This is a genomic window from Streptomyces sp. NPDC002785 (assembly GCF_040295565.1).
Lineage (GTDB): Bacteria > Actinomycetota > Actinomycetes > Streptomycetales > Streptomycetaceae > Streptomyces.
Map to the genome: position 1 here is coordinate 1 of NZ_JBEOVN010000369.1, position 3140 is coordinate 3140.

Below are 3140 nucleotides of genomic sequence, written 5' to 3' on the forward strand. Positions count from 1 at the left end.
TCGATGAGCTGATGAATGGTCGCGGTGTCCGGATACGGACCAGTGACACCGTTCCACTCGACCAGCACCTCCCGCCGCTCCCCCACCGTGAGCATATTGAGATCGCCGATGCGTGCGCCGGGCGAGTCCACTACGGAGGTCAGCAGGCTCTCGAGGTGGCCGGCCATGCGCTCGATCGTCTTCGCGTTGAACCTGCTCCGGTCGTAGACGAAGCGGAACTCCAGGGCTCGGCCCGCCGATACGACGAGGGTCAGCGGGTACCCGGTGCGCTCCACACAGTTGACCAGGCGCCGGGTCAGCCCCTCGGGGAAGTCCGACGGCTTCTGCACCACCGGGTAGTTCTCGAAGACGAGGATCGACCGGAACAGTGGCTCGCCGCGCGGGATCCTGCTGTGCTTCTGCACGTCGACGAGGTGACAGTACTCCCACTGCCGCATCTCCAGTTGTTCGTCCTGGAGATCCCTCAGCCACTCGGAGACGACCAGGTCGCCCGTGAGCCGGCCGCGCACCGGCAGCGTGTTGATGAACAGGCCCATCATCGACTCGACGCCGGGCAGATCGATCGACCGGCCCGAGATGGTGGAGCCGAACAACACCTCGTCCTGGCGGCTGTACCGTGAGAGCAGGACCGACCACAGGCCCTGCACCAGTGTGTTCATCGTGACGCGCTGGGACTTGGCGTAGTCCCGGGCCCGCGCGAACAGCTCTGCGGAGGCGCACACCTCGAACTCGCCGACTCCTGTGTCACCGGTGTCCCGGTCGATGTGCAGGGCGGTGGGCTCAGTGACGCCCGACAGGTAGTCGGTCCAGAACGCCGCGGAGCCGTCGTCCTGCCGGGAGTTGAGCCACTCGATGTAGCGGCGGTAGGGGACGGTCGGCGGCAGTTCGGCGGAAGTGCCGCCGAGCAGCGCGCGGTAGAGGGCGAACAGCTCCTTCTGAAGGATCTGCACACTCCAGCCGTCGAGGAGGATGTGATGGAACGACCAGACAACGATCCGGCGCTCCTCCCCCATCCGCAGCACGGTGACCCGGACCAGCGGAGCCCGTGAGAGGTCGAACCCCCGGTCCCAGTCCTCCGCCAGGAAGGTGCTCAGCCGCTCCTCCTGACCGGAAAGGCCGCGCAGATCCCTCACTTCGAAGGGGAGGGGAGCTTGGCGCTGCACCACCTGCACCGGCTCCGACACTCCCTCCCACACGAACGCGCTGCGCAGGATCGAATGCCGGTCGACGAGCTGCTGCCAGGCGGCTCCGAACAGCGTCTCGTCGAAGGGTCCTTCGACCTCCTCCGTCATCTGCACCATGTACGGGCGCGTGTCGGAAGTGTCCTCCAGCGAGTGGTAAAGCATGCCGAACTGCAGGGGCGAGAGTCCGTAGACGTCTTCCACGTTGTGCGCACTCATATCGAGAACCTCTTCAGGATCGCGGCCATGTCGGCGTCACCGACATCGGTGAGGGGAACACCGGGGGACTCCCGGCGGGCATCGGCGGCTCCGTCGGCACTGCCGGCGATCAGCTCGCGCAAGTGGCCGACGACACCGTCGGCCAGGCGCTCGACGGTGCGCCGCTCGTGCAGCGCGGTCGAGTAGTTGATGTACAGGCCGAACGTGTCGCCTTCGACGGCGGCGGTCACGTCCAGCACGTTCCAGCGCATGCCGTCCGGGCTGATCGAGTGGCCCTTGGGCTCGTCAGGACCGGCGTACCGCCCGATGCCCGGCAGGTCCCTGGTGAACTGCCCCAGGTAGTTGAAGTTCACTTCCGGAGTGGGCTGCCGGCGCAGTACGGCGGCCACGTCCGGGGCGCCGAGATGGCGCAGGATGCCGTAGCCGACGCCCCTGTTGGGGATCCGCGCCACCTGCTCGTGGACGGAGTCGAGCGAGGCCACCGGATCGGTGGCTCCCGGCGCCAGCCGCAGCGCGACGGGGAAGACGGACGTGAACCATCCGACCGTTCGCGACAGGTCCACGTCCGGGAACAGATCCTCACGGCCGTGTCCCTCCAGACCGATCAGGATCTCGTCGTCCCCCGTCCAGTCTCGCAGGGCGTGCGCCAGTGCGGTGAGCAACGCGTCGTTGATCTGGGTGCTGAAGACCCGTGGCACGTCCCGCAGCAAGGCACGCGTCTCCTCGGGGCTGAGCGCCGCCACGACGCTGGCGGCGGATCCCAGGTCGTTGCGGCCGTCCCGGTCACGCGGCACCCGGCCGGCCGGCTTGGGCTCGGCCCAGTAGGCGTACTCGTCCCGTGCCTGAGCGGAGTCGGCGAAGCCGTTCAGTCGCTGGGCCCACGACCGGAACGACGTCGTCTTCGCCGGCAGCAGGGGCGCGAGATCGGCAGCCCGCCGCTCGTAGCAACTGCCCAGGTCCTCCAGGAGGATCCGCCAGGACACACCGTCGACCGCCAGGTGGTGTACGACGGTGAGCAACCGCTGCCCGCGCGTCGGTCCCAACTCCAGCAGGGCGGCCCGCAACAACGGGCCCTTGGCCAGGCCGAGGCTCTGCTGCGTCTCCTCCGCGATGTCCAGCGACACCGACGCCAGGGACTCGTCCGAGACTCCGGACAGGTCGTGCACGTCGAGGATGTCGGTGTCCACGGTCTCGTCCAGGTACTGCCGCCAGCCGTCGGGCCCGTCCACGCAGCGCAGGCGCAGCGCGTCGTGGTGCTCGATCAGGTCGGCCAGCGCGAGCCGCAGCACGTCGGGGGCGAGCCCGTCGGTGACGAGAAGCTCGGCCTGGTTGAAGTGGTCGAACGTCGGCAGGTCCTTCTCGAAGAACCAGTGCTGGATCGGTGTCAGCGGGACCTCGCCCGCCACGCGGCCCTGCTCCGCGTCGACCGGCGTGGTCGCAGCGGCGTGGACCGCGATCTCGGCGATCGTCTGGTTCTTGAAGATCAGCCGCGGAGTGAGGTGCACACCGAACTTCTTGGCCCGGGCGATCATCTGAATGCTGACGATCGAATCCCCGCCCAGTTCGAAGAAGTTGTCGTGGATGCCGATGGTGTCGATGCCGAGGATCTCGGACCAGATCGCGGCAAGGGTGCGCTCGGTGTCCGTCCGGGGTGCGGTGTAGGTGGTGGCGAGTTCGGGTCGGTGGTGGTCTGGCGCGGGGAGGGCCTTGGTGTCGACCTTTCCGTTGGGTGTGAGGGGC

2 protein-coding genes are annotated in these 3140 nt (G+C 68.0%); both read right to left on the reverse strand.

The window, feature by feature from the left end:
- The coding region (locus ABTZ94_RS37025) for a condensation domain-containing protein (RefSeq protein WP_351207779.1) at positions 1-1400 on the reverse strand (1400 nt) is incomplete at its 3' end.
- Positions 1397-3140, reverse strand: a 1744-nt coding sequence (locus ABTZ94_RS37030; RefSeq protein WP_351207781.1) for a condensation domain-containing protein, incomplete at its 5' end; no start/stop codon positions are given. The genes ABTZ94_RS37025 and ABTZ94_RS37030, both read right to left, overlap by 4 nt.